The organism is Pseudarthrobacter oxydans, assembly GCF_013314975.1.
GTDB lineage: Bacteria > Actinomycetota > Actinomycetes > Actinomycetales > Micrococcaceae > Arthrobacter > Arthrobacter oxydans.
The window spans coordinates 1-25,635 of sequence record NZ_JABTYH010000016.1 but is presented as its reverse complement, the minus strand read 5'-3'; the positions used below and the strand labels follow the sequence as shown (position 1 = coordinate 25,635).

Annotated in this window: 19 protein-coding genes; 14 read left to right on the top strand and 5 right to left on the bottom strand. The window is 65.7% G+C overall.

Going from position 1 to position 25,635, the window contains the following annotated elements:
• Positions 1-29: 29 nt before the first annotated feature.
• Complete coding sequence (locus tag HTS88_RS11985) at positions 30-866, bottom strand: O-methyltransferase (protein WP_174178640.1); 837 nt, start codon at positions 864-866, stop codon at positions 30-32.
• A 97-nt stretch (positions 867-963) separates the two neighbouring features.
• Here HTS88_RS11985 and HTS88_RS11980 point away from each other — a divergent pair, with 97 nt between their 5' ends.
• Positions 964-1,710 carry a phosphoglyceromutase gene (locus tag HTS88_RS11980; RefSeq protein ID WP_174178638.1) on the top strand — a complete coding sequence of 249 codons (747 nt, stop codon included), beginning with the start codon at positions 964-966 and terminating at the stop codon, positions 1,708-1,710.
• 180 nt (positions 1,711-1,890) lie between these two features.
• On the opposite strand, the gene phoU is transcribed toward HTS88_RS11980, so the two are convergent.
• Positions 1,891-2,553 (bottom strand): phosphate signaling complex protein PhoU, encoded by a 663-nt coding sequence (phoU, locus tag HTS88_RS11975; RefSeq protein ID WP_104189080.1) that lies wholly within the window; start codon positions 2,551-2,553, stop codon positions 1,891-1,893.
• A 205-nt stretch (positions 2,554-2,758) separates the two neighbouring features.
• Here phoU and HTS88_RS11970 point away from each other — a divergent pair, with 205 nt between their 5' ends.
• Positions 2,759-4,003: a sensor histidine kinase gene (locus tag HTS88_RS11970; protein ID WP_174178762.1), complete on the top strand. Its 1,245-nt coding sequence runs from the start codon at positions 2,759-2,761 to the stop codon at positions 4,001-4,003.
• Complete coding sequence (locus HTS88_RS11965) at positions 4,000-4,680, top strand: response regulator transcription factor (protein ID WP_066273817.1); 681 nt, start codon at positions 4,000-4,002, stop codon at positions 4,678-4,680. Before HTS88_RS11970 ends, HTS88_RS11965 begins: the two co-directional genes overlap by 4 nt.
• 126 nt (positions 4,681-4,806) lie before the next feature.
• Here HTS88_RS11965 and HTS88_RS11960 read toward each other — a convergent pair whose 3' ends face one another.
• Positions 4,807-5,370, bottom strand: a complete 564-nt coding sequence (locus HTS88_RS11960; protein ID WP_374724860.1) for a hypothetical protein — start codon at positions 5,368-5,370, stop codon at positions 4,807-4,809.
• Between the two features lie 257 nt (positions 5,371-5,627).
• On the opposite strand from HTS88_RS11960, the gene HTS88_RS11955 reads away from it, so the two are divergent.
• From HTS88_RS11955 to HTS88_RS11920, 8 genes are all read left to right on the top strand, one after another.
• A complete protein-coding gene (locus HTS88_RS11955; protein WP_011690592.1) occupies positions 5,628-6,110 on the top strand; it encodes a CarD family transcriptional regulator in 483 nt (160 codons plus the stop codon).
• A 121-nt stretch (positions 6,111-6,231) separates the two neighbouring features.
• On the top strand, positions 6,232-7,014 hold the full coding sequence (ispD, locus tag HTS88_RS11950) for a 2-C-methyl-D-erythritol 4-phosphate cytidylyltransferase (RefSeq protein WP_174178636.1): 783 nt from the start codon (positions 6,232-6,234) through the stop codon (positions 7,012-7,014).
• Between the two features lie 2 nt (positions 7,015-7,016).
• Positions 7,017-7,532 carry a 2-C-methyl-D-erythritol 2,4-cyclodiphosphate synthase gene (ispF, locus tag HTS88_RS11945; RefSeq protein ID WP_238340877.1) on the top strand — a complete coding sequence of 172 codons (516 nt, stop codon included), beginning with the start codon at positions 7,017-7,019 and terminating at the stop codon, positions 7,530-7,532.
• Between the two features lie 9 nt (positions 7,533-7,541).
• Positions 7,542-9,017, top strand: coding sequence for a cysteine--tRNA ligase (cysS, locus tag HTS88_RS11940; RefSeq protein ID WP_174178634.1), 1,476 nt, complete (start codon positions 7,542-7,544; stop codon positions 9,015-9,017).
• Positions 9,018-9,119: 102 nt separating this feature from the next.
• Complete coding sequence (gene rlmB, locus HTS88_RS11935) at positions 9,120-10,109, top strand: 23S rRNA (guanosine(2251)-2'-O)-methyltransferase RlmB (protein ID WP_066273821.1); 990 nt, start codon at positions 9,120-9,122, stop codon at positions 10,107-10,109.
• A gap of 105 nt (positions 10,110-10,214) precedes the next feature.
• Positions 10,215-12,326, top strand: coding sequence for a glycogen debranching protein GlgX (glgX, locus tag HTS88_RS11930; RefSeq protein ID WP_174178632.1), 2,112 nt, complete (start codon positions 10,215-10,217; stop codon positions 12,324-12,326).
• A gap of 33 nt (positions 12,327-12,359) precedes the next feature.
• Positions 12,360-12,857 carry a guanyl-specific ribonuclease gene (locus tag HTS88_RS11925; protein ID WP_174178630.1) on the top strand — a complete coding sequence of 166 codons (498 nt, stop codon included), beginning with the start codon at positions 12,360-12,362 and terminating at the stop codon, positions 12,855-12,857.
• 8 nt (positions 12,858-12,865) lie between these two features.
• Positions 12,866-13,222 (top strand): barstar family protein, encoded by a 357-nt coding sequence (locus HTS88_RS11920; protein ID WP_174178628.1) that lies wholly within the window; start codon positions 12,866-12,868, stop codon positions 13,220-13,222.
• 15 nt (positions 13,223-13,237) lie between these two features.
• On the opposite strand, the gene HTS88_RS11915 is transcribed toward HTS88_RS11920, so the two are convergent.
• Both HTS88_RS11915 and glgP read right to left on the bottom strand, forming a co-directional pair.
• Complete coding sequence (locus tag HTS88_RS11915; RefSeq protein WP_174178626.1) at positions 13,238-15,022, bottom strand: thiamine pyrophosphate-requiring protein; 1,785 nt, start codon at positions 15,020-15,022, stop codon at positions 13,238-13,240.
• A 48-nt stretch (positions 15,023-15,070) separates the two neighbouring features.
• Positions 15,071-17,689: an alpha-glucan family phosphorylase gene (gene glgP / locus HTS88_RS11910; RefSeq protein WP_174178624.1), complete on the bottom strand. Its 2,619-nt coding sequence runs from the start codon at positions 17,687-17,689 to the stop codon at positions 15,071-15,073.
• 192 nt (positions 17,690-17,881) lie between these two features.
• Here glgP and HTS88_RS11905 point away from each other — a divergent pair, with 192 nt between their 5' ends.
• From HTS88_RS11905 to HTS88_RS11895, 3 genes are read left to right on the top strand one after another with little or no spacing between them, the layout of a single operon-like run.
• Entirely contained in the window at positions 17,882-19,924 is a 2,043-nt protein-coding gene (locus HTS88_RS11905; protein ID WP_174178756.1) for an alpha-1,4-glucan--maltose-1-phosphate maltosyltransferase, read from the top strand.
• Positions 19,921-21,717, top strand: a complete 1,797-nt coding sequence (gene treS, locus HTS88_RS11900; protein ID WP_174178622.1) for a maltose alpha-D-glucosyltransferase — start codon at positions 19,921-19,923, stop codon at positions 21,715-21,717. Before HTS88_RS11905 ends, treS begins: the two co-directional genes overlap by 4 nt.
• A gap of 1 nt (position 21,718) precedes the next feature.
• Positions 21,719-25,414: a 1,4-alpha-glucan branching enzyme gene (locus tag HTS88_RS11895; protein ID WP_174178620.1), complete on the top strand. Its 3,696-nt coding sequence runs from the start codon at positions 21,719-21,721 to the stop codon at positions 25,412-25,414.
• Positions 25,415-25,635 lie beyond the last annotated feature (221 nt).

Sequence of the window (25,635 nt, the reverse complement as noted above, 5' to 3'; positions counted from 1 at the left end):
TGCCCGCGCGAACCCCGCTTCCGGCGCCCTCAGGCCAGGGGAGCCACGGCGTCCCACCCCACGGTGAGCTCGCCCAGCCGCCACCGGGCCGGCCCGTCCTGCACCGGCCAGCCCGCGTCCCGCAACGTCCGGCACATGCCCTGCCACCGCTGCCTGTTCCCGAAGGACGCGAGCGGCGCGCACTCCAGCCAGGCCCGGTCCATGGCCTGCATCAGGGCGTGGACCGGTTCTCCGGGAACGTTGCGGTGGATCAGGGCCTTGGGCAGTCTTTCGGCAACGTCCGAGGGCAGTTCGAAGCTTCCGAAACGGACTGAGATGCTGAGGGACAGCGGCCGTTCGGCGTCAAGCGCCACCCACGTGACGCGCCGCCCGATCTCATCGCAGGTGCCGTCGATGAACAGGCCGCCAGGGCTCAGGCGGTCCTGAACCAGCCGCCAGATACCGGGAACGTCAGCTTCCTCGTACTGCCGCAGGACGTTGAACGCCCGCACCAGGACCGGCCGTCCCGCCACGGGCAGTTCGAAGCCGCCCACGCGGAAGCTCAAGCCGGGCTGTTGCAGGGGGAGGGCGGCGCGGACGCGTTCCGGCTCAATCTCGATTCCAACGACCTGCACATCCTGGCGGACGGCAGCCAGCCGGTCAAAGAGTTCGACGGCGGTGGCGGGCGTCGCGCCATATCCCAGGTCCACCACCAGGGGGTCGGCGGCGTTCCGGAGCCGCCAGGCCTGCGGGCCGGCCAGCCAGCGGTCCACCCGGCGCATCCGGTTGGGATTGGTGGTTCCACGGGTCACGTTGCCCACCGGCCTGCCGGTGCTGTTCCTGCCGGGAATCTGCGGGGCAGTCACCCGTTCAGCCTTTTGCACCACGGCCCCACCTTATCCCCGCAGCCGGAGGTGGCGCGTCCCCGGGGCCGGGCTTGTAACGCTGGGCAGGCGGCGGCGGCGCTCGGCTAGGATGAAAATCATGACTTACAAGCTGATTCTGCTGCGCCACGGCCACAGCGAATGGAACGCCAAGAACCTGTTCACCGGCTGGGTGGACGTAGACCTCAACGACCAGGGCCGCGCGGAAGCAGCACGCGGCGGCGAGCTCCTGGTTGAGAACAATGTTCTCCCGGACATCCTCTACACCTCCCTGCTGAAGCGGGCCATCAACACGGCCAACATCGCACTGGACAAGGCCGACCGCGGCTGGATCCCTGTAAAGCGCGACTGGCGCCTGAACGAACGCCACTACGGCGCCCTGCAGGGCAAGGACAAGGCCCAGACCCTCGCAGAGTACGGCGAGGAGCAGTTCATGGAATGGCGCCGCTCCTACGACACCCCGCCGCCCCCGCTGGACGACGACTCCGAGTTCTCTCAGGCGCACGATCCCCGCTATGCGGACCTGGGTGACGCACTCCCGCGCACGGAATGCCTCAAGGATGTCCTGGTCCGCCTGCTGCCGTACTGGGAGTCGGACATTAAGGAGGACCTCAAGGCCGGCAAGACTGTCCTGGTCACGGCCCACGGCAACTCCCTGCGTGCCCTGGTAAAGCACCTGGACGGCATCAGCGACGAAGCCATCGCCGGCCTGAACATCCCCACCGGCATCCCGCTGGTGTACGACCTGGACGAGAACTTCCAGCCGATCAAGCCCGGCGGCACCTACCTCGACCCGGAAGCCGCGGAACAGGCCATCCTGGCGGTAGCGAACCAGGGCAAGAAGTAAAACGCCCCGACGTCTCCCTAGCCTCGCAAGCTGGGCCAGGGAAGCCCGTCGTCGGGGCCCACCCTTGGACGCACTCCGGCCGAAGAACGCGCTGCGTCAAAAGTGAAACAACGACGGCGGGCTGGTCACCTGGGGTGGCCAGCCCGCCGTCGTCTGTTCCCGAAAAACTCCCGAGAATTTTTAGCTGTGTTCTGTCCCGGTGGGCTGCCAGGCGCCGGTCACCAGGTAGGTGACCTTCTGGGCCACCGAAACGCCGTGGTCCGCGAAGCGTTCGAAGTAGCGGCTGGCGAGGGCAACATCCACCGTGGTGGCGGGCGATTCCTTCCACTCCGGTGCGGCGATGGCCTTGAAGACGCTGAGGTGGAGGTCGTTGATGGCCGTATTCGCCTTGAGGATATCCCTTGCCACCTCCAGGTCGCGGGTTTCCAGGAGGACAGTCAGCTTGTCGGCGATTTCCTGGTCCAGCTCGGCCATGCGCTTGAAGGTGCCGGTCATGGATTCCGGAATGACGGTGGACGGGTAGCGCAGGCGTGCCAGCTGGGCAATGTGCCGGGCAAGGTCGCCCATCCGCTCGAGGGAGGCGCTCATCCGCAGCGAGCCCACAATCATGCGCAGGTCGCTGGCCACCGGCCCCTGCAGCGCCAGGATGTCGATAGCGCGCTCGTCGAGGCTGTTCTGCAGGAAGTCGATGCGGGCGTCCGCAGCGATGACGTCCTGCGCAAGGTCTACGTCCGCCACTTCAAAGGAGGTGGTGGCCTTGTCCATTGCTTCGCTGACCAGCCGGGAGATCTCCACGAGCTGGTCGCCGACCTGGGTCAGCTCTTCCTGAAAAACCTTACGCACGTGGGCGTCCTTTCCTTGTAACTCCCGCCGGGCCCGGTCCGGGCAGCGGGAATCGCGTCGCCAATCGGCACTCCAACTGGCTACTCTGCCAGCACCGGGTAAACGGCGAGGCCCTTGAAGGTGAACGTTAGTTGAACCGTCGCAGGAGGAGGCCCGGACGCGCCGATCAGCGTCTTCCAGAGCATAAGGTGGAGCTGTGGATCCTATGCTCATCGGCTTGGTGGCCGGCCTTGTCGGCCTGGCGCTCGGCACGTTCGGGGTGCTCGCGTACCGGGTCAGCGAGCGGCAGCGGCAACTGCTGGACGTGGACACTGAAGAGCCGGCCCTGCCGCCGGGCGCTGCCGAGGTGCTGGCCGTCGTCGGCCGCGCCTTCGTGGTGGTGGACGCCGTGGACGGCGTGGTCCGGGCCAGCCCGGCAGCCTACGCCTACGGCCTTGTCCGCGGCCACACCGTGGTCCACAAGGAACTGCTGGACATGACGGCGGGTGTCCGGCGCGACGGCGTCATCCTGGAAAAGCAGCTGGAGCTTCCCCGTGGCCCGCTCGGCCAGGGAACCATCATCGTCCAGGTCCGGGCCGCCATGCTCGGTGAGGAATACATCCTGCTGCTCGCGGATGACCGCACGGAGATCACCAGGACCGAAGAGATCCGGAACGATTTCGTCGCCAACGTTTCCCACGAGCTGAAAACCCCCGTGGGCGCCATCTCGCTGCTCGCCGAAGCCCTGGAGTCCTCGGCGGATGATGAACTTGCCGTTCGGCGCTTCGCCAAACGCATGCATAAGGAGTCAGGCCGGCTGGCCGCACTGGTGCAGGACATCATCGAGCTGTCCAGGCTGCAGGGGGCGAGCGTGGCGCAGCAGGGCAGGCCGGTTGACGTCAACGCCGTCATAGCCGAGGCCGTGGACCGGTCCCAGCTTCCGGCGGAGAGCAAGAACATCCGGATCGTGGTGGGCGGGCGGACAGATGCGAAGGTCTTCGGGGACCAGGACCTGCTGGTCACCGCCCTCCGCAACCTGATCGACAACGCCATCCGCTACTCCCCGGAAAATACCCGGGTGGGGATCGGCGTCCGCAGCAGGGAAGGCCTGGTCTCGATCTCTGTGACGGACCAGGGTGAAGGACTCAGCCCCGAGGACCAGGAACGCGTCTTCGAACGTTTCTACCGGGTGGATTCGGCACGGTCACGCCATACCGGGGGCACCGGCCTGGGCCTGAGCATCGTCAAGCACGTCGCCTCCAACCACGGCGGCGAGGTGACCCTGTGGTCCCAGCCCGGGCAGGGATCCACGTTCACCCTCCGGCTTCCCGAGATGGAAGGCCAGGACGGAGGGGAACAGGCGGATCCTGCCGCTGCCCCCGCCCCTGGCCTCCGGAAAAGCCTGGAAGAGCCACCTGTCACCCAAGGACCCGGCGCCGCCGGCGCAACAGAACGAGGAGCAACAGCTTGAGCAGGATCTTGATTGTCGAGGATGAGGAGTCGTTCAGCGATCCCCTGTCCTATTTGCTGGGCAAGGAAGGGTTTGAGGTGGAGGTCGTGGACAACGGCCTGGACGCCATCACCGAATTCGACCGGAATGGCGCGGACCTGGTGCTGCTGGATCTGCAGCTTCCCGGACTCTCCGGCACGGAAGTGTGCCGCCAGCTCCGGCAGCGGTCCAGCGTCCCGGTGATCATGCTGACGGCCAAGGACGCCGAAATCGACAAAGTGGTGGGCCTGGAACTTGGCGCCGACGACTATGTCACCAAGCCCTATTCCTCCCGCGAACTCGTGGCAAGGGTGAGGGCGGTACTGCGGCGCCAGGGCGAACCGGAGGAACTCGTCTCCTCCACCGTGCAGGCGGGGCCGGTCCGGATGGACATCGAACGCCATGTGGTCAGCGTGGGCGGGGAACAGGTGCTGCTGCCGCTGAAGGAGTTCGAGCTCCTCGAAATGCTGCTGCGCAACTCTGGTCGCGTGCTCACCCGCGGCCAGCTGATCGACCGTGTCTGGGGTTCCGACTACGTGGGGGACACCAAGACCCTGGACGTCCACGTGAAACGGTTGCGCGGAAAGATCGAGCCTGATCCGTCAGCACCGCGGTTTCTGGTCACCGTGCGGGGGCTGGGCTACAAGTTCGAGCCATAAGGCGCCGGCCCTGGCGGCCGGTTGACTTGCCGCAGGACAGGCGACAGTTGACGAATGACATACAAAAGGAGGGGCCGCCAGGCCCCTCCTTTTGTATGTGTGAATGCTGGCGGCCAGCGCGGCTGCCTAGTGGCCGTCGCCCCCGGCGGCTTCTTCGGATTCCGACGGCGACGGGCTGGCTGAGGTGGGTGCCGGAGTGCTCCCGGCCGGCAGGTACTCCTTGTATTCGGGCAGCGTGGTGTCCAGCACGGGAACCTTCACCGTGTTGCTGACGTTGGTGCCGTCTTCGCTGATCTTGACGTCCACGAGCGAGCCCGGGATTCCGCCCGTGGTGCTGAGGATGGCTTCGTCGGAGCTCTCGTTAAGCAGGGTGGAGGAGTTGGCCTTGACGGGAACTTCGGTCTGCGAACCTTCCGCGCCGTTGACCGTGAGGGTCACGTCCTGGGAAGAGGAGTTGTAGACGGCGCCGATCAGGCGGCCCGGCTGGTCCTCGCCCGCGGAGACGATCAGGATGTTCCGGAGCTGGAGCGGGCCGAGGTCGGCGATGATGCCGTCCGACGCCTGGTAACGGGCGGTGGTCTGCTGGGAATTGGTGTACCCGCAGCCCGACGCCAGCAGGCCCACGCCAAGGGCGGCTGCCGTCAGTGCCAGTTTGCCGCGCTGGGCCCGGGTCATCGCAGTGAAACGCACGTCGCGTACTCCTCAAGAGTCTTGAAACATTAATCACGCATAGCCTATCCGCAAAGCAGGCCAAACGCGGATTCGGCGGTGTCACATCACCCTTCCTTCAGGCCCCTTGCATGCACTATTATCCGTGTTCGTCAAGGGGGTGGAGGGGTCCGATTAGGCCTATTTTCCGCGTATTTCTGCGGTTCTCGGCTCTCTTCCCGGCCGGTCATATGCCTGAATCGTGATAAACTGGTCAGCGGGAAAGGGGAAATGTCCACATGGTATTTGAGGTCGGCGAGACAGTAGTTTACCCTCACCACGGTGCTGCGAAGATTGAAGAAATCAAGATGCGCACCATCAAGGGCGAAGAGAAAATGTATCTCAAGCTCAAGGTGGCCCAGGGTGATCTGACCATTGAAGTTCCAGCAGAGAACGTTGACCTTGTTGGGGTTCGGGACGTAGTGGGCAAGGAAGGCCTGGAGCACGTATTCGATGTGCTTCGTGCCGAGTTCACGGAAGAACCCACCAACTGGTCACGTAGGTACAAGGCAAATCTGGAGAAGCTTGCTTCCGGTGACGTCATCAAGGTTGCAGAGGTCGTTCGCGACCTGTGGCGCCGCGATCACGACCGGGGCCTTTCCGCAGGCGAGAAGCGAATGCTGGCCAAGGCCCGGCAGATTCTGATTTCAGAACTGGCGCTGGCTGAGAAGACCGACGAGGAGAAGGCCGCAAGCGTTCTCGACGAGGTCCTGGCTTCCTAAGAATTGAACCCCGGTGTCACCTATGTGGCACTGGGGCTTCTTTTTGCCCAAAAGCCGCACCTTAAGATTCAACCGCAGGTGCTCAGGCGCCCGCGGCCTGCAGGGACGTAGGCTAGTCCGCATGAGCGAAACACCCACCCGCCCGGTCACCGCAGTGATCCTGGTGGCAGCAGGTTCAGGGCAGAGGCTGGGCTACGGCATCCCGAAAGCCGCGGTGCCGCTGGGCGGCGAACCTATCCTGATGCATGCCCTCCGCGGCATTGTGGCCTCCGGAACCGGCAGCCAGGTGTGCATCGCGCTGCCCCCCGGAGAGGACACGCTCCGCCGGCTGTGCGAGGACTTCCGGCAGGAACTGGCCGACGGCGGTCCCCTCCTTTCCATCGTGGACGGCGGCGCCACCCGGGCAGAGTCCGTCCGTGCCGGCCTGGCGGCCCTGATGGACGGCATAGAGGCAGTGCTGGTGCACGACGCCGCCCGTGCCCTCACGCCGGAGTCGGTCTTCCACCGCGTCACTGACGCACTCGCCGCAGGGGCGGCTGCGGTCATTCCTGCCGTGGCGGTGGTGGACACCGTCAAGACGGTCGCGGCCACCACGGGGAAGGACGCCCACCTGGCGCCGGAGGTGGTGACCGGAACAGCGCCCCGCGAGGAACTCCGTGCGGTGCAGACTCCCCAGGGGTTCCACCTCGACACGCTGCTGAAAGCCCACGAGGCGGCGCGGGGCCTGGACCAGAACGAGTCAGCAGCGGTCACCGACGACGCAATGCTCGTGGAAATGCTCGGGATCCCCGTCCACGTGGTCAGGGGGTCCACCCAGTCCCTGAAAATCACCACTCCGCTGGACCTTATCCTCGCCGAAGGGCTCCTGGAGGGCCCGCTCGGTGCGCGCTGGGTGGAAGGCTAGCAATGGAACCTGCTGAAATGATCATTCCCCGCACCGGCATTGGCCTGGACGTGCACGCCTACGCCCCCGAAGACCAGCCCTGCCCGCTGTGGCTCGGCGGACTGCTGTGGCCCGGGGAGCGCGGCCTCGCCGGGCACTCGGACGGTGATCCCGTGGCCCATGCGGCTGCGGATGCGCTGTTCTCCGCCGCCGGGCTGGGTGACCTGGGCACGCACTTCGGCACGGACAGGCCAGAGTTCGCCGGCGCCGCGGGAACCACGCTGCTGGCCGAGGCGGCGCGGATTGTCCGCGCTGCCGGGTTCGAGATCGGCAACATTGCTGTCCAGTTCGTCGCCAACCGGCCCAAGTTCGGTCCGCGCCGGGAGGAATCGCAGCAGGTCCTGAGCGACGCCGCCGACGCGCCGGTGAGTGTCACGGCCACCACGAGCGACCACCTGGGATTTACCGGCCGGGGAGAAGGCATCTCCGCGGTGGCCACCGCTTTGGTGTATCCAAGGCCGCACCTTCCCATCAGCTAATCTGGAGCGGTGACCCTGCGCTTCTATGACACCGCCTCCGCCGAAGTCCGGAACTTCGTGCCCCTCGTCGAGGGCAAGGCCAGCCTCTACTACTGCGGGGCCACGGTGCAGGGCATGCCCCACGTGGGCCATATCCGCTCGGCCATCGCATTCGACCAGCTCACCCGCTGGCTGACCTACCGCGGCTTCCGGGTAACGGTGGTCCGGAATGTCACAGACATCGACGACAAGATCCTGGCCAAGTCCGCAGAATCCTTCGAACCCGGCTTCGACTCCGGACCGGACGCGGTCCGCGAGGAAGAGTGGTGGGCGCTGGCCTACCGTTACGAACAGGAATTCCTCAAGGCCTACGACACCCTGGGTGTCTCCCGGCCCACCTACGAGCCGCGCGCCACCGGCCACATCCCCGAGATGCACGCCCTCATCAGCCAGCTGATCGACCGCGGCCACGCCTACCCCGCCCCGGATGGCTCCGGAGACGTGTACTTCGATGTGCGTTCCTGGAGCAAGTACGGTGCCCTGACCCGGCAGAACATTGACGATATGCAGGCAGCGCCGGACGTCGAGGCCCAATTCAGCAACAGGAAAAAAGACCCACGCGACTTCGCCTTGTGGAAGGGTTCCAAAGAGGGAGAGCCGACGACGGCGAGCTGGGCCTCCCCGTGGGGCGCCGGCCGTCCGGGCTGGCACCTGGAATGCTCCGCAATGGTCACCAAATACCTTGGCACCGAGTTCGATATCCACGGCGGCGGCCTTGACCTTCGCTTCCCGCACCACGAGAACGAAATGGCCCAGTCCCAGGCCGCAGGCCACCCGTTCGCCAGCTTCTGGATGCACAACGGCATGGTGACTTACGAGGGCGAAAAGATGTCGAAGTCCATCGGCAACACCATCAGCCCGGCCGAGATGCTCGAACTCGCATCGCCTCGGGTGGTCCGCTACTACCTGGGGCAGGCGCACTACCGCTCCGTCCTGGACTACCGTCCCACTTCCCTGCAGGAGGCCGCGGCCGCCGTCGAACGCATTGATGGGTTCATTGCCAAAGCCACTACACGCTTTGGATCCGGCGCCGGCTTCGTCGAGGGCAACACCGGCACCGCCGCCGGGGCGCTGCAGGCGTTCTCCGAGGCCATGGACGATGACCTCAACGTCCCCCGGGCCCTGGCTGCACTGCATGAGACCGTGCGCGCCGGCAACACGGCCCTTGCCGAAGGCTCCGACCAGGACGGCCGTGATGCCCTGGCAGCGGTCATGACCATGACCGAAGTCCTTGGGCTCGACGCCGTCCAGCAGCTCCTCGAGGGCGGAGGCAAGGAACACGCCGCCTTGGGTGTTCTCGTTGAAGCGCAGCTCGCCGCCCGCGCCGAAGCCCGGGCCACCAAGGACTGGGCCGCCTCGGACGCCATCCGGGACACCCTGGCCGCCGCCGGCGTGGTGGTGGAAGACGGGCCGGACGGTCCCACCTGGAGCCTGAAGCGGGACTGACCGGGCCGCCGCCAGCAGGCACCTGGCTCCGGAGCGGGCGATTTTTCCTGGTTCAGTAGACTGGTAGGCAGACTCAGTCAACACAATCAAGGGTGGAACACAATGGCCAACAATGGTCGCCGATCGGTTAAAGCGAAGAAGGGCCCAACCATCGGGACCGGTGGCCACGGCCGCAAGGCCCTGGAAGGCAAGGGCCCCACGCCCAAGGCGGAGGACCGCCCGTACCACAAAGCGCACAAGGCCAAGCAGCTCTCGGAACGCTCCGCAGCCAAGCGCAACCCGGGCGCCCGCAGCGCCGGGGCAGCCCGGTCCGGTCCCAAGGGCCGCGCCACCGAGGAAGTCGTCACCGGCCGCAACTCGGTAGTGGAAGCCCTGCGCGCCGGCATCCCGGCCAAGGCACTGCACGTCGCCATCCGCATCGAAATGGACGACCGCGTCAAGGAATCGCTGAAGCTCGCGGCCGAGCGCGGCATCCCGCTGCTGGAAACAGGCAAACCTGAACTGGACCGGATGACCGATGATGCCGTGCACCAGGGCCTGGTGCTGCAGATTCCGCCGTATGACTACCAGGACGCCTACGAATTGGCTGAAGACACAGTCGATAAATGGAAGAAGGGCCACATCTCCAATGCGCCGCTCTTCGTGGCGCTGGACGGCATCACCGACCCCCGCAACCTCGGCGCCATCATCCGCTCGGTATCCGCCTTCAGCGGCCACGGCGTCATCGTCCCCGAACGCCGCTCCGTGGGAGTGACCGCCTCGGCCTGGAAGACCAGTGCCGGCGCCGCAGTCCGCGTACCAGTAGCCCGGGCATCGAACCTCAACAACGCCCTGAAGCAGTTCAAGAACATGGGGATCTTCGTCCTGGGCCTGGACGGCGACGGCGACGTTTCCCTGCCCGACCTGACGCTTGCTACGGAACCCGTGTGCATCGTGGTGGGCTCGGAAGGCAAGGGCCTCAGCAGGCTGGTCCGCGAGAACTGCGACCAGATCGTGTCCATTCCCATTGATTCCGCCATGGAATCGCTGAACGCCTCCATGGCGGTGGGCATCTCGCTTTACGAAGTCTCCCGGCAGCGGGCAGCCAAGTAGGAGGGGGCGGGAGCTTCCCGCTGCAAAAACCCTCCCCTGAGCAGTACCCGGCGCAGCCAAGGCGTCCGGGCAGGACACGTGCCGCTGGCGGCTAATATTTAGGTGATGGTCATGCCGCTCTTCGACACTGCTTCCACCATGGACGCCTCCACGGCCGTTCCGCTCGGTGTGAGTGTTCCGCGCGCCGATTCGGGAGGTTCACGCCACCGGGCGGGCGGGCGTGCCAACGTGGCCTGCTACGCACCGGGCGTCTCCAGCCTGGACATCGCCTACATCGCCCCTGGCGGGGAGTGGAAGCTCCAGTCGCTCCCCAACGTCACCCATGGCGTCCACCACGGGATCGTTGAGGACCTGCCGTACGGATCCCGCTATGGGTTCCGCGCGGCGTCCAGCGAGCAGTCCCTGCCCTTCGCCGTGCCCACGGCGGATGTTGATGACGACGGCGGCCAGCCGCTGCTGCTTGATCCGTACGGCAGGGCGGTGGACCAGCGCGATGGCTTCCTGACCAGCGTGCGCATGTCGGGGGACTTTGACTGGGGAACAGACGAACGCCTCCGGCTGCCGTGGCGCAACACGATCATCTACGAAGCACACGTCCGCGGACAAAGCATGCTCCACCCGGATGTTCCGGAGGAGCTCCGCGGCACTTACGCCGGCATGGCCCACCCTGCCATCATCGAGCACCTCACCAGCCTGGGAATCACGTCGGTGCAGCTGCTGCCGGTGCACTTCCACCTGGATGAACCCCACCTGCAGGACCTGGGACTGACAAATTACTGGGGCTACAACACGGCGGCTTTTTTCGCCCTGCACCCCGGCTACGCCACCCGTGCAGCCCAGGAGGCCGGCCCGCAGGCCGTCCAGGACGAGTTCAAGGGAATGGTCAAACTCCTCCACGCCGCCGGGCTGGAGGTCATCCTCGACGTCGTCTACAACCACACGGCCGAGGGCGGCCCCGACGGCCAGACCATCAGCTTCCGCGGGCTGGGGGAGCAGGCGTACTACCGGACGGACGGCCACGGAAAGTACGTGGACACCACGGGCTGCGGAAACAGCCTGAACTTCGGTGAACCCCGCGTGGTCCAGATGGTGCTGGACTCCCTTCGGTACTGGGTGGACGAGTTCCACATCGACGGCTTCCGCTTCGACCTCGCGGTGACGCTGTGCCGGAATGCTGCCAACGACTTCGACCCCCGGCACCCGTTCCTCGTCGCCATTGCCGCGGACCCTGTCCTTTCGGACGTCAAACTGATTGCCGAGCCCTGGGATGTGGGCTACGGCGGCTGGCAGACCGGAAGGTTCCCGGGCGGCTGGGTTGACTGGAACGACCACTTCCGTGACGCGCTGCGGTCGTTCTGGCTGGCTGACCGGGCTGCCCTGGACTCCGGGGGCCACGGCGGGTCCCTGGCCAAACTCGCGGACGGGCTGTCCGGTTCCGCTGCCTTGTTCCAGGCCTCCGGCCGTTCCCGCCTGGCATCAGTCAACTTCATCACCTCCCACGACGGCTTCACGCTTAATGACCTCGTCTCGTTCGACCGCAAGCACAATGAGGACAACGGCGAAGAGAACAGGGACGGGCACGGAGACAACCGCAGCTACAACCATGGCGTCGAAGGCCCCACCGAGGACGGCGTGATCCTGGCCAGGAGGGCCCAGTCCCGCCGCAACCTTATGGCATCGCTGCTCATCTCTCTGGGCGTGCCCATGATCGCTGCCGGCGATGAGCTGGCGCGGACCCAGCAGGGAAACAACAACGCCTACTGCCAGGACAACCCCATCGCCTGGCTGGACTGGACGCGCACTCCGGAATCGCACGAAATGCTCCGCAGCACCAAGCGGTACATCCGCCTGCGCAAGGAGTTCCTGGCCGCGCAGCCCCACGACTTCCCGGTCCGGGACGAGCAATCGTACCTCCACTGGTTCGACCATGACGGCCACCCCATGTCCATGGAACGCTGGAACGATCCCCATCACCGCGTGGTGCAGCTCCTGCTCGGATCCGACAACGGCGAGCTCGCCGGCCTCATGGTGGTGAACGGCAGCAACTCCGACGTCCGGATTACCTTGCCCCGCGTCACAGCGAAAGGCACCCACCCGCAGATGTTCGAGCTCCGCCTGACCACCTCGCCGCTCCACGAGCTGCGCCAGGGCGGCCGGGTGGCGTCAGGGGAGAAGGACCTCGTCGAAGCCCATTCCATCAGCATTTACCGCACCTAGCGCGGTATCGACTTAAGCCACGGGACCACAAGAATGCGCAACCGCTCCATCCTTCCCTTGCTGCTGGCCGGCCTGGCGGTACTGGCCCTGCTTGCTTTCGGCGGCACAGGTTTCCTGGATCAGCTGACGGAAGGCGCGACGCCGGAGGCCACCTCCAGTTCCGTGCCGGCGCCCGGTGCCGCTTCCGGAGAGCAGGCGGCGCCACAAACCCCAGCCCCGCCCGCGGCCGCGCCGGAGAATCTTTCCGGGCTGCCGGAGATTCGGGAATCTGCGCTTCCGGCCGAGGGCCGCAGGGTGCTTAACCTGATTCGTGCCGGCGGACCGTACCGCTACAACCAGGATGACCAGACGTTCGGCAACTTCGAACGCATCCTGCCGCGGCAGGACAGGGGCTACTACCGCGAATACACCGTGCCAACGCCTGGCGAGTCGGACAGGGGAGCACGCCGCATCGTGGCCGGGGCCGGTGGCGACAAGTACTACACCGACGACCACTACGAGTCCTTTAAGTTCATCGCGGAAGGCAGCTGAGCAAAACCATGAAGATCTACTCCGGAGACACCTGGACCCTGGAGGAGCTGCAGGAACAGGTGGCCGACGCCGGCCGCCGCAGCCTGGTGGTCCCCGCTGCGGACAGCAGGAAGGCTGTCCTGGAAGCCTTTGGCGAGGTCCTGGACTTTCCGGAGCACTACGGGGTGAACCTCGATGCGCTGAACGATTCGCTGCACGACTTTGCGGACAGCATCACGGACAACGGCAATCCTCCCGTCACTGTGCTGTGGCTGGTGGCTGCTCCCTTCCGCAGCGACAGGTCGTTCGGGATCATGTGCGAAATCCTCCAGGACGCCGAGCGCTACGCCGGGAAAGACCTGGCCGTTACCGCCATCCTGCTCTAGCCAGCCTTCGGGGTCCTACCCGCCGCGCTCTTCATGCGAGACATAGGTGCCAAGCAGCTCCGTTGCCCGGCTGCCGTCGTCCTCTGCCGCCAGGCCTTTGCGCATGTTCTCCGCCTTCTCCCTGCCGGCGGGGAACGGCGGCAGGAGCGGGACCTCTGGGTCTGTGAGTACTTCAATAACCACGGGGCGGTCTGCCGCGAAGGACTGGTCCCAGGCGTCGCCAATCAGCTCCGGATCTTCCACCCGGATGCCTTTAAGGCCCAGCAGGTCGGCGTAGCCGGCAAACGGAAAGTCGGGAAGCTCCTGGCTTGCTGCGAACCGTGGTTCGCCCTCCGACTCCCGCTGCTCCCACGTCACCTCCGTGAGCTCCCGGTTGTTGAACACACAGACCACGAACCGGGGATCCGTCCACTGCCGCCACCGGTGGGCCACTGTAATAAGTTCGGCGATGCCCGCCATCTGCATGGCGCCGTCGCCAGCTAAGGCTACGACCGGACGGTCGGGGTGGGCGAGTTTTGCCGCAATGCCGTAGGGGAGGGAACACCCCATGCTGGCCAAGGTCCCGGAGAGGTGCGCCGGGACGCCCGGCGGAAGCACCAGCTGGCGGGCGTACCAATAAACGCAACTGCCGACGTCGACACTCAACAAGGCATCACCGGGCAGCCGTCCGGTCAGCTCGCGGACCACCCGTTCAGGGTTCACGGGTACGGCCGGCACGGCGGCCCGTTCCTCAGCCAAGGCCCGCCAGCGGGCAACTTCCTGCTCCACGTCCGTTTGCCACTGCCCTCTGGGACGCGGGCGCAGCCGCGGCATCAGGGCACGGAGCGCGGGCGCTGCATCACCCGCCAGGCCAACCTCAACCGGGTACCGGTTGCCGATCTTCCGCTCGTCAATGTCGACCTGGACGGCGCGCGCTGCCCCGGGCGGCGGATAAAACTCCGTCCAGGGATCGTTGGAGCCAACAATGACCAGCGCGTCGCAGTTGCCGAGCAGGTAAGCGCTGGCTGTGGTCCCCAGGTGACCCATGGTGCCCGCGGCGAAGGCAAGGGTCTCGTCCACATAGGGCTTGCCCAGCAGGCTGGTGGCAATTCCGGCGCCCAGCATTTCCGCCAGCGCCACAACCTCGTCCACAGCGTGCCGGGCTCCCTGTCCCACCAGCAGCGCGACGCGGTGCGAGGAGTTCAGCAGTGCTGCCGCAGCCTCCAGGTCCTTGTCCCGGGGAGTCTTGGCAGAGGTGCTCCACGACGGTGCGGTGACCACAATGCCGTGCTCCTGGTCCACATCCGGCGCCGGGGCGGACTGGATGTCATGCGGAACAATGACCACGCACGGCGAGGAGGTCGCCTTGGCGGTGCGGAAGGCCCGGTCCAGGACCATCGGCAGCTGTTCCGGAACGTTGACCTGCTGGACGAACTGTGCAGCCACGTCCTTGAACAGGGACATCAGATCGATTTCCTGCATGTAGGCCGAGCCCAGCACCGTGCGGCTCTGCTGCCCGACGATAGCCACCACCGGAACGCCGTCGAGCTTGGCGTCGTAGAGCCCGTTCAGCAGGTGCACGGCACCAGGTCCCTGGGTGGAGGTGACCACCCCCACCCCGCCGGTGTACTTGGCGTGGCCTACTGCCATGAAGGCAGCGGTTTCCTCGTGCCTTGCCTGCACGAACTCAACGCGTCCTTCGGCCCTCCGCAGGGCCCCCATGAAACCGTTGATCCCGTCGCCGCTGTAGCCGAAAACCCGGGTGACCCCCCAAGTTCCGAGGCGTTCCACAATGACATCGGCCACCGTGCCTTCGGTCATAAGGTCCTCCCGGGTGGTCAGGAACTGGGCGTAGGCGCTGGCTGTTGTCTAGGCGTTGACGATCAGTCCCAGTTCGGCTTTGGAGGCGAGGGCGTCGTGCCGCGGCAGGACCCGGACGGTGTAGCCGAACGGTCCCGAGCGGTCGATCACCAGGGATCCGCTGAACAAGTGGCGCCCGCTGCCCAGGTCCTCCTGCATCTTCAGTTCCATGACCGTGATATCCGTCAGGCTGTCGCTCTCTTCTGCCCGGCCGTAGGCCACTTCAACGGAGACGTCCTCGGGGGTGAGATTGTGCAGCGCCACATAGGCGTTGACCTGGAGGATGTCCCCGATCTGGGGATCCTCGGACACCCCAACAGAGTCCACGTGCTCCACATGCACCAGCGGCCAGGCCAAACGCACCTTCGCCGTCCAGGCCGCCAGGGTACGGGCCTGCGAGTAGGAGTTGGCGGAGGCGCTCCGCCCCGCCTCCGCCGCCGGGCGGTAGAGGATGTTCACATAGTCGCGCAGCATGCGTTCCGCGGAAACTGCCGGTCCAAGATGCGAGAGGGTGTGCTTGATCATGGAGACCCAGTGCGTGGGCACCTTCTCCGCCTCCGACGTCGAGGGCCCTGCAGCGCCCGCGCCCGCGGACACCGTGCTGCCGTAGAAGCGCGGGGCAACCTGCGTTTCCAGCAGCTCGTACAGCGCGGCTGCCTCGATGTCGTCCCGTTCCTCCGGGGATGCACCGTTGTTGGCGGTGGGAATCGCCCAGCCGTTCTCGCCGTCGTACATCTCATCCCACCAGCCGTCCAGGACGGACAGGTTCAGCGAGCCGTTGAGCGCCGCCTTCATGCCGGAGGTGCCGCATGCTTCCAGGGGCCGCAGCGGGTTGTTCAGCCAGACGTCACAGCCGGGGAACAGCGTGCGGGCCATGGCAATGTCGTAGTTCGGCAGGAAGGCGATCCTGTGCCGGACCGCAGGATCGTCCGTGAAGCGGACCAGGTCCTGGATCATCTTCTTTCCGGCGTCGTCTGCGGGGTGGGACTTGCCCGCGATGACCAGCTGGATGGGATGTTCCTTGTGCAGCAGCAGCGCCTTCAACCGTTCCGGCTCGCGCAGCATCAGGGTGAGGCGCTTGTACGTGGGCACGCGCCGGGCAAAACCGATGGTCAGGATGTCCGGATCCAGGACCTTGTCCGTCCAGCCCAGCTCGGCATCTGCCGCGCCGCGTTTCTTCCAGGCAGCGCGGAGGCGGAGGCGGACATCGTCAACCAGCGCCGACCGCATCTCACGCCGGAGTGCCCACACGTCCGCGTCGCTGACGTTGTAGGCGAGGTCCCAGCGGCCGTTGGCTTCGGCCTCGCTGCCGAACTGGTCCCGAGCCAGCTTGGAGATGCGGCTGTCCACCCAGGTGGGCACGTGCACCCCGTTCGTCACCGACGTGATGGGCACCTCGGAGTGGTCGAAGCCGGGCCACAGTGCGGAGAACATGCCGCGGGAGACTTCGCCGTGCAGTTTGGCCACGCCGTTGGCGCGCTGGGCCAGGCGAAGGCCCATCACGGCCATATTGAAGACCGAGGGGTTGCCGTCAGCATAGTTTTCGCGCCCCAGTTCCAGGATGCGGTCCACCGGCACGTCCGGCGCCAGGCCTGCCTGGAAGAAGTGGTGGATCTGCGCGATCTCGAACCGGTCGATGCCGGCAGGAACCGGCGTATGCGTGGTGAAAACGGTGGAAGCCCGCCCGGCGGCAAGGGCTTCGTCAAACGTCAGCGCCTGCTCCCCGGCCATGAGTTCCTGGATGCGTTCGATGCCCAGGAAGCCTGCGTGCCCCTCATTGGTGTGGAACACTTCCGGAGCGGCAGTGCCGGTGAGCTGCTGGAAGGCGCGCAGCGCCTTGACCCCGCCCATGCCGAGCAGCAGCTCCTGCTGCAGCCGGTGGTCGCCGCCGCCGCCGTAGAGGCGGTCGGTGATGCTGCGGGCGGCGTCGTCGTTTCCGGGGACATTGGAGTCCAGGAGCAGCAGGGGAACGCGTCCGACGTCGGCGCGCCAGATGTGTGCCAGCAGGCGCCTGCCGTTGGGGAGGGGGAGTGCGATCTGCAGGGGGCGGCCGATGCCGTCCGCGGAAGGCTCACGCAGCAGTGTGAGCGGCAGGCCGTCCGGGTCCAGGACCGGGTAGGTCTCCTGCTGCCACGCGTCCCGGGACAGCGACTGCTTGAAGTAGCCCGCCTGGTACAGCAGGCCCACACCGATCAGCGGCACGCCCAGGTCCGAGGCTGCCTTAAGGTGGTCGCCGGCCAGGATCCCCAGTCCGCCGGAGTACTGCGGCAGCACCTCGGTGATGCCAAACTCCGGGGAGAAGTACGCGATCGACGCAGGCGCATCGGGACCCAGGCCCTGGTACCAGCGCGGTTCCTCAAGATATCGGTCCAGGTCCTGCTCGGCTGCCCTTACCCGCTCCACGACCGCGCGGTCAGCAGCGAGCTGCTGGAATTCCTCGCGGCTCACCATCCCCAGGAAGCCCACCGGATCCTGGCCGCTTTCCTTCCAGAGGCGGGGGTTCAAACCCTCGAAAAGTTCCCGCGTGGGGCGGTGCCAGGACCAGCGCAGGTTGCTTGCCAGGCGGGCCAGCGGACGGATCGGCTCGGGGAGGACTGTACGGACGGTAAATCTGCGGATTGCCTTCACCTGCGTCACACTAACCGACAACATGCGCGGCCGGAACCAGCTTCGGGTCTCTTTTGGGTAAATGACAGATGGCGCAGAGGAAATGACGACTGACGCGCCGAATTTAGTGCGCAGCCTTAGCATTCCTGCACATTTCTCGCTAACGTCGAGCTTGTGACGACTACATCAGGAACCAGTGCCGCATCAATGAAAATGTCGAAGGGCCTCATCACTGACGGGCTGCGGTTCGGACGATTTCCGATCACCGCCGTGCAGCCGGTCGTGGAAGATGGCAAGTTCCCTGCCAAGGCCCTGCCGGGCGAAGGAATCGTGGTGGGAGCCACCGCCTTCCGCGAGGGCCATGACCAGCTGGGCGTCAGCGCCGTGCTCTTCGACCCCGAAGGCAACGAACGCCAGCGCGTCAGGCTCGCACCGCCGCGCGGGGAACGGGGCATGGGAACGGACCGCTGGGAAGGCGTGCTCACGCCGTCGGACACCGGTGACTGGTCCTTCGCGATCGAAGCCTGGCACGACCGCTACGGCACCTGGCACCATAATGCCGAGGTGAAGGTGGACGCCGGGATCGATGTTGAGCTCATGCTTGCCGAAGGGTCCGCGCTGCTTGCCGAAGCATCCGGCGACGACTCCCGGAACGAAGCGGACAGGGAAGCCCTGGGCCGGGCCGCCGGCACGCTTGCTGATGCGTCGCTGACCACCGAGGAACGCCTGGGCGCCGGGTTCAGCGCGGAGGTGGCGGACATTGTCGCCCGCCAGCCCATCCGGGAACTGGTGACCGTGTCCCGGCGGTTCCCCCTGCTGGTTGAACGTGACCTCGCCGGGCGCGGTGCCTGGTACGAGTTCTTTCCCCGCTCCGAAGGCGCCGTCAAGGACCACACCACGGGCGCCTGGACCTCCGGCAACTTCCGCACCGCTGCCCAACGGCTTGATGCCGTGGCGGCTATGGGCTTTGACGTCATCTACATGCCGCCCATCCATCCGATCGGCGTGCAGCACCGCAAGGGTCCCAACAACACGCTGATCGCAGGCCCGAACGATCCCGGGTCACCCTGGGCCATCGGGGCAGCGGAAGGCGGCCACGACGCCATCCACCCCGACCTTGGCACGTTCGATGACTTTGATGCCTTCGTGGCGCGGGCCAACGGGCTGGGCCTGGAAGTGGCCCTGGACCTTGCGCTCCAGGCCGCCCCGGACCACCCCTGGGTGCAGTCGCACCCCGAGTGGTTCACCACCCGCGTGGACGGCTCCATCGCCTATGCGGAAAATCCCCCGAAGAAGTACCAGGACATTTATCCGCTGAATTTCGATAATGATCCTGAGGGCCTCTCAAACGAAATTCTTCGGATTGTGCTGCTGTGGGTAAGCCACGGCGTAAAGATTTTCCGGGTGGATAACCCGCATACCAAGCCCGTGTGGTTCTGGGAATGGCTAATTGCGCAGGTCAACAAAAAGGTTCCCGGGGTGGTGTTCCTGGCCGAGGCCTTCACCCGGCCGGCCATGATGCACGCCCTTGGCCGGGCAGGGTTCCAGCAGTCCTACACCTACTTCACCTGGCGTAACACCAAGAAGGAAATCGAGGCGTACTTTACGGAAGTAAGCCACGAGTCCCCGGCGTTCTTCCGCCCCAACTTCTTCGTCAACACTCCGGACATCCTCACGGAATACCTGCAGTTCGGCGGGCCTGCGGCCTTCAAGATCAGGGCCGCGCTGGCGGCGACGGCCAGCCCGTTGTGGGGCGTCTACGCCGGCTACGAACTGTACGAGCACGTGGCCCGGCCCGGCGCTGAAGAGTACATCGACAACGAAAAGTTCGAGTACAAGGCACGTGACTGGGACGCCGCCGCCCAGTCCGGCCGGACCCTTGCCCCGTACATCACCAGACTCAACGAGATCCGCCATGCCCACCCGGCGCTGCAGGACCTCCAGAACCTGACGGTCCACCACAGCACCGACAACGCCACGGTGGTCTACTCCAAGCACAAGACCCTTCCGGACGGGTCCAAGGACACCCTCATCATCGTGGTGAATGTTGATCCGCATGGAACCAGGGAATGCACCGTCTCGCTTGACCTGCCCGCGCTGGAACTCGACCCCCAGGACCTGACCCACAATGGGGGCTTCCACGTGGACGACCTCATTTCCGGGGAGAGCTGGGAATGGGGCGAGTACAACTACGTCCGCCTCGACCCGCATGTCGAGCCCGCACATATCCTGCGCGTGAGGAGAATGCATCAGTGAATTTCAACCCGCAGGGTTCGGGCCAGCATTTCACCCCAAAGAGCACGTTTGAGTTAAATGCCCCGGGCCTGCAGCATGATCCGCTGTGGTACCGGAAGGCGGTGTTCTACGAGGTGCTTGTGAGGGCCTTCGCGGATGCGAACGGCGACGGCTCCGGTGACTTCTCCGGACTCATCGACAGGCTTGACTACCTCCAGTGGCTGGGTGTGGACTGCCTGTGGCTGCCGCCGTTCTTCCAGTCACCCCTGCGGGACGGCGGCTACGACATCTCGGACTACAACTCGGTCCTGGACGAGTTCGGCACGATCAGCGACTTCAAACGCCTCGTGGCGGAGGCCCATGCGAGGGGCGTGCGGGTGATCATCGACCTGCCCCTCAACCACACCTCAGACCAGCACCCCTGGTTCCAGGAGTCGCGCAAGGACCCGGACGGCCCCTACGGGGACTTCTACGTCTGGAGCGACACGGACGAGAAGTACCAGGACGCACGCATCATCTTCGTGGACACCGAGGAATCCAACTGGACCTTCGACCCCATCCGCCGCCAGTTCTTCTGGCACCGGTTCTTCAGCCACCAGCCGGACCTGAACTTCGAGAACCCCAAGGTAATTGGGGCACTGTTCGATGTGGTCCGGTTCTGGCTTGACCAGGGCATCGACGGGTTCCGTGCAGACGCCATCCCCTACCTGTATGAGGAGGAAGGGACCAACTGCGAGAACCTTCCGGCCACGCACGAGTTCCTCCGCAGGCTCCGCACCATGGTGGACGAAAGCTATCCCGGCCGGGTCATTATTGCCGAAGCCAACCAGCCACCTAATGAAGTGGTGGAGTACTTCGGGACAGAGGAAGAGCCCGAATGCCACATGGCCTTCCACTTCCCGATCATGCCGCGCCTGTACTACGCACTGCGTGACCAGAAGGCCGCCCCCATTATCGAAACCATGCACGACACCCCGGAAATCCCGGACGGGGCACAGTGGGGCACCTTCCTGCGGAACCATGACGAGCTGACGCTGGAAATGGTCACGGCCGATGAACGCGCCGCCATGCTGGGCTGGTACGCCCCGGACCCGCGCATGCGGGCCAATATCGGAATCCGGCGCAGGCTCGCGCCCCTGCTGGACAACTCCCGCGCCGAAATCGAACTGATCAACGCGCTCCTGCTTTCGCTGCCAGGCAGCCCGTTCCTCTACTACGGGGATGAGATCGGGATGGGCGACAACATCTGGCTTGAAGACCGCGACGCCGTGCGCACGCCCATGCAGTGGAACCCGGACCGGAACGCCGGCTTCTCCAACGCGGATCCGGGCAAGCTCTACCTGCCTCCCATCCAGTCCCTGGTCTACAACTACGCCATGGCCAACGTGGAGGCAGAGGCCGCCCATTCAGGGTCGCTGCTCCGCTGGACAAGGCAGATCCTGAGTGTCCGCAAGAACCACCCGGCGTTCGGCCTGGGCGCCTTCAAACACGTTGAGGCGGACCATGACGCCGTACTGGCGTATCTCCGCGAGCTGCCCAAGGACAATTCAGCCGGCGTCGACGGGGAGACCATCCTCTGCGCGTTCAACCTCTCGCAGCATCCGGTGGCGGCCCAGTTGCGGGTCCCGCAGTTCGCCGGGCGCGGGTTGCGCGACGTCTTCGGCGGCCAGCCGTTCCCCGGCATCGGTGAGGACGGAAACCTCACCCTGACCCTCGGCAGCCACGACTTCTTCTGGCTGCGGATCCGTTCAGCAGCCTCCAACCCATCGTCGCCGTACACGCAGGCGATGCCGATTCTGTCGATCGAGAACTGATATGAACCAGCCCATACTGACCCCCGCCCTCACCTCCCTGCTCCAGGAATGGCTGCCACGGCAGCGCTGGTTCCCGGTCAAGACGCCCGACTTCGAGATGTCCCAGGCCGGCAGCCTTGGGCTGGAGGATCCGTCCGGCCACGCCGGCCTGGCCGTATTCCTCCTGCGCGTCACCACGCAAACGCCCGACGGCGGCACCCGGACCGCCGTCGTCCAGGTCCCCTTGAGCTTCCGGCACGCGCCGGCAGCCGGAATGGAGCGGGCGCTGGTTGGCCAGGCCGCCGGGATGGACCCGTCCAGGACCTGGGTTTACGACGCCGTCCACGACCCCGACTTCGTGGGCAGCTGGCTGGAACTCATCCGGCACGAGGAAAAGGCGCCCAACGGCACTGCAGCAGGCTTCCGCGTCCCTGGGGAGTTCCGGCTCCCCACTGCCCGCGGAGTTGTGAAGGTGCTGTCCGGCGAGCAGTCCAACAGTTCAGTCATTGTGGACGACGGCGACTCCGCCGCGATCGTGAAATTCTTCCGCGTGCTCTCGGAGGGGACGAATCCCGAGGTTGAGGTGGGTGCCGCCCTCACGGCTGCAGGTACTTCCGAAGTTCCGGCCACCCTTGGCTGGGTGCGCGGCGAGTGGCTCGGCCATGGCCTGCCCGCGTCCACAACGGCCAAGGGGCCCCGGTACGTCCAGGGCGTGCTGGCGGTAGCGCACGAGTTCCTCGCAGGCGGCCGCGATGCATGGCGCCTTGCTGTCGATGCCGCCCGCTCGGGCACCGACTTCACGGCAGAAGCACATGCCCTGGGTGCAGCCACGGCCACCGTGCACCAGCGTCTGGCCCAGGCGCTGGGGCAGGCCGCCGAGCCGCAACCCGGGCAGGTCATTGCGCCCGCAGTAGCCCAGCGGGTCCGCCAGGCGTGGGCAGAGGCCGGTGCCGCCGTCGGACCTTACGACGACGCCTTGGACGCGCTCCTGGGCCGTCTTGACCATGCGCCCGCCGGTGCGCTGCAGCGCATCCATGGGGACCTCCACCTGGGGCAGATACTCCAGGTTCCCGGCCATTCGGGAACCGAGGCACGGTGGGTGGTCCTCGATTTCGAGGGTGAACCGCTGCGGCCCGTCGCCGAGCGGAACGTCCCTGATGTTCCCCTGCGGGACGTCGTCGGCATGCTGCGGTCCTTCGATTACGCGGCCGGCGCGGCCCAGCGCGAACAGGAGGGCGCGCAGGTGCCTGCAGGCTGGGTTGACGACTGCGCGGAGGCCTTCCTGGCCGGGTACGCGGGGGTCACTCCCGGAACGGTGGACAGGGAGTCGCCGCTCTTTGTGGCATTGTGGCTGGACAAGGCACTGTACGAAGTAGTTTATGAAATGCGTAACAGGCCCGACTGGCTGGCGATCCCCGTGAACGCCTCCAGGCGGCTCCTGGGCAGCAATGGCGCCGGCGGCAACGCCGGGGCAGCATCGGAAGGTAACGAAATGACAGGCTCAGCACAAACTGACCGGCCGGGGGTGCCGCTGAAGGTCGACGAAGGCACCCTTGGCAGGATCGCCAACGGTGAACACCACGCCCCCCACTCTGTGTTGGGCGCGCACCTTGACGATTACGGCCACGTCACTATCCGTACGGTGAAGCACCTTGCGGAAGCAATCTCCGTCCTCACGCCGGCAGGCGAGGTCCCCATGGAGCATGAGGCACACGGCGTGTGGGTTGCCGTCCTCGAGCCGCTGCAGCAGGGACACGTACCCGACTACAGGCTCTCCGTCACCTACCCGGGCGCGGATCCGGTCACCGTGGACGATCCCTACCGCTACCTGCCCACCGTGGGCGAAGTGGACCTGCACCTCATCGGTGAGGGCCGCCATGAAAAACTGTGGGAAGTCCTCGGCGCCCACGTCCAGCACTACAAGTCCGCGATGGGGGATGTGGACGGTGTCTCCTTTGCAGTCTGGGCGCCCAACGCACAGGCTGTCCGGGTCAAGGGCGATTTCAACGCCTGGGACGGCCGGGAAAACTCCCTGCGCTCGCTGGGTTCCTCGGGAGTGTGGGAAATCTTCGTCCCGGGCGTTGTAGCAGGGGCATGCTACAAATTCGAAATCCGGACCAAGGCCGGCCACTGGGTGGAGAAGGCCGACCCCCTGGCCTTCGGAACCGAGGTGCCGCCCCTGACTGCGTCCAGGGTCGTGGAGCCTTCCTACGCCTTCAAAGACCAGGAGTGGATGGAGGCCCGCGCCCAGCGGGACCCACACAACTCGGCAATGAGCGTCTACGAGGTTCACCTCGGTTCATGGCGCCTGGGCCTGGGGTACCGGGAACTGGCCAAAGAACTCGTGGAGTACGTTAAGTGGCTCGGATTCACCCATGTGGAGTTCATGCCCGTGGCCGAGCATCCGTTCGGCGGATCATGGGGTTACCAGGTCACCTCCTACTTTGCACCCACTTCACGATTCGGCCACCCCGACGAGTTCCGCTACCTGGTGGACACCCTGCACCAGGCAGGCATCGGAGTGCTGCTTGACTGGGTTCCTGCCCACTTCCCCAAGGACGCTTGGGCGCTTGCCCAGTTCGACGGCGAACCCCTGTACGAGCACGCGGATCCCAACCTGGGCGAACACCCGGACTGGGGCACGCTGATCTTCGACTTCGGACGCACTGAAGTCCGGAACTTCCTGGTGGCCAACGCCCTGTACTGGCTGGACGAGTTCCACATTGACGGCCTGCGCGTGGACGCGGTGGCTTCAATGCTGTACCTGGACTACTCCAGGGAGGAGGGGCAGTGGCAGCCCAACCGCTTCGGCGGCCGGGAAAACCTCGAAGCCATCTCCTTCCTCCAGGAAGTCAACGCCACGGTGTACAAGACGCACCCCGGCGCTGTCATGATCGCCGAGGAATCCACGGCATTCCCCGGTGTGACCGCGCCGACCAGCCACGGCGGGCTGGGTTTCGGCCTCAAATGGAACATGGGCTGGATGCACGACTCCCTCAAGTACGTCGCGGAGGAGCCGATCAACCGCAAATGGCACCACGGAACAGTCACCTTCTCGTTGGTGTACGCCTTCACGGAAAACTTCCTGCTGCCCATCAGCCACGATGAGGTAGTCCACGGCAAGGGATCCATGTTGCGGAAGATGCCCGGAGACCGCTGGCAGCAGCTGGCGAACCTGCGTGCCTTTTTTGCCTACCAGTGGGCGCACCCGGGCAAGCAGCTCATCTTCATGGGCACGGAATTCGGCCAGGAAGCCGAATGGTCCGAACAGCACGGGCTCGACTGGTGGCTTGCCGACATCCCCGCGCACAAGGGACTGCAGCTGCTGACCAAGGACCTCAACGAGCTGTACGCATCCACCCCTGCGCTGTACACCCGCGATAACGAGCCCGGCGGCTTCCAGTGGATCAACGGGGGAGACGCCGACCGGAACGTCCTGTCCTTTATCCGCTGGGACAAGGAGAACAACCCGCTGGTCTGCGCCATCAACTTCTCGGGAGCACCGCACGTCGGGTACACCCTTGGTGTACCCGAAGCCGGGGCCTGGACGGAAGTGCTGAACACAGACGCAACGACCTATGGCGGATCCGGTGTCCTCAACTCCGGTCAGCTGACGGCCACGGACAAGGGGCAGGACGGACAGCCGGCAACCCTCAGCGTCACGTTGCCTCCGCTGGGCGCCGCCTACTTCAAGCCTGGAGCTCCGGCCGCAGGCTGACACCGGCTCGACGGAAAAGCCCGGAATCCCCGTGGTTCCGGGCTTTTTCATGTCCTGTTGCCGGCGTGCAGGGGAGGGTCCGCTGCCCGGTTGGCCTTCTGGAAAGAGTGGTGGTAGAGTTTATTTCCGCGCTGCTCCACGGAGTCAGACGGAAAAACCGACACTCAAGCCCCTGGCTAAAGAGAGTCGCGGATGCCGGTTTGACAAGTGAGAAGACAGCC